General features: G+C 58.8%; 2 protein-coding genes and 1 tRNA gene. All 3 read left to right on the plus strand.

The window, feature by feature from the left end; all coding sequences use genetic code 11:
* The coding region (locus AAC083_RS12055) for a helix-hairpin-helix domain-containing protein (RefSeq protein ID WP_258224673.1) at positions 1-695 on the plus strand (695 nt) is incomplete at its 5' end.
* Between the two features lie 242 nt (positions 696-937).
* The gene (pgsA, locus tag AAC083_RS12060) at positions 938-1,492 is read left to right on the plus strand and encodes a CDP-diacylglycerol--glycerol-3-phosphate 3-phosphatidyltransferase (protein WP_042036538.1); all 555 of its coding nucleotides are present in this window, start codon (positions 938-940) and stop codon (positions 1,490-1,492) included.
* A gap of 182 nt (positions 1,493-1,674) precedes the next feature.
* Positions 1,675-1,750 (plus strand) — tRNA-Gly (locus tag AAC083_RS12065).
* Positions 1,751-1,831 lie beyond the last annotated feature (81 nt).

Consider the following 1,831-nt stretch of genomic DNA (forward strand, 5'->3'; position numbering starts at 1 on the left):
AGCTGGAGGAGCTGCTGGAGCTGGAGCATCCCATCGCCCGCATGGAGTGTTACGACATCTCCCACACCATGGGGGAGCGCACCGTGGCGTCCTGCGTGGTGTTCAACCGGGAGGGGCCGCTCTCTTCGGAATACCGCCGTTTCAATATCGACGGCATCACGGGGGGGGATGACTACGCCGCCATGGAGCAGGTGCTGGAGCGGCGCTTTGGCAAGCTGCAGGAGCCGGACAAGGTGCCGGACGTGCTGTTTATCGACGGCGGCCTGGGCCAGCTGCGCCGCGCCGAGGAGATCCTGGCCCGTCAGCTGGAGTTCCTCGGCGGCAAATACCCGCTGCTGGTGGGCATCGCCAAGGGGGTGACTCGCAAGGCGGGGCTGGAGACCCTGATCATGGGGGAGAGCCACGAAGAGCTGCACTTGCCGGCAGATATGCCCGCTTTGCACCTTATTCAGCATATTCGCGATGAATCTCACCGTTTTGCTATCACGGGCCACCGAGCCAGACGAGCCAAGGCCCGTACCACCAGTACTCTGGAGGATATTCCGGGGGTGGGGCCCAGGCGTCGTCAGGCACTGCTCAAGTATCTGGGCGGGCTGCAGGAGGTGAAAAAGGCCGGGGTGGATGAGCTGGCCAAGGTACCCGGCATCAGCCAGGAGCTGGCCCAGTCCATTCATGATGCCCTGCACTCGCTCTGAGCCGGGGGCTGGGCTCAGAGTTCTCGGCATTCAACCCAGCTCATCCAATTAGCTCTGAATCGTGGCCGCAATCCCGCCTCGGGGTGCACAAGAGCCGTGACGCAGGGGGCCCGCAAATGCCATAATGGCCCGCATCCTGAGGTTGTTGATGGATTAATAGACCAAGGCGGGCGCCAGTCCGGTTGCATCCGTGATCGGCTTGGGGCTACCATGTAGCGGCATACAAGAAGTGGCTGAAAATAATGACAAATATTCCTAACCTGCTGACGTTTTTTCGGATCTTGCTCATCCCCGTCTTCGTCATCCTGTTCTATGTACCCTATCAGTGGTCCTATCTGGCGGCGGCCCTCGTCTTCATTCTGGCGGCTGCGACCGACTGGTTTGATGGCTACCTTGCCCGCAAGCTGAACCAGTCCACCGCCTTCGGCGCTTTCCTCGATCCGGTCGCCGACAAGATCATGGTGGCGGCGGCGCTGGTGGTCATTGTCGAACACTACAACACCATCTGGGTCACCATCCCCGCCATGACCATGATTGGCCGCGAGATCATCATCTCCGCCCTGCGTGAATGGATGGCCGAGCTCGGCAAACGCTCCTCGGTGGCTGTCAGCTGGATTGGCAAGTGGAAGACCATGATCCAGATGGTGTCGCTCACCGGCCTCATCTGGCAGTACGACATCTGGATGGTATGGCTCGCCTACGTGCTGCTTTATGTGGCCACTGTGCTTACCTTCTGGTCCATGTTCCAGTACATGAAGGCCGCCTGGGGCGATCTGACCTACCACTCCCGCTTCTAGTGTCTGCCTGGCATAAAGCATCGTTTCCCCGTCGTTGGGGCAGGGAAACGATCATGAGTGGTAAAAGTGCAGTGAAAGGGTAAAAAACACCCGAACGATCAGGGTATTAAACATTTTTGGTTGACTGGGCGAGGAACATCGCTAGAATGCGTCCTCGTAGTCAGGCAGTCAGCCAGACCAATGCGGGAATAGCTCAGTTGGTAGAGCACGACCTTGCCAAGGTCGGGGTCGCGAGTTCGAGTCTCGTTTCCCGCTCCAAATTCAGACAATAGAGAGCCAACTCTCTTTTGCATGGCGCGTTAGCAAAGCGGTTATGCAGCGGATTGCAAATCCGTTTAG

The organism is Aeromonas sp. HMWF014, from assembly GCF_963878295.1.
Taxonomy (GTDB): domain Bacteria; phylum Pseudomonadota; class Gammaproteobacteria; order Enterobacterales; family Aeromonadaceae; genus Aeromonas; species Aeromonas popoffii.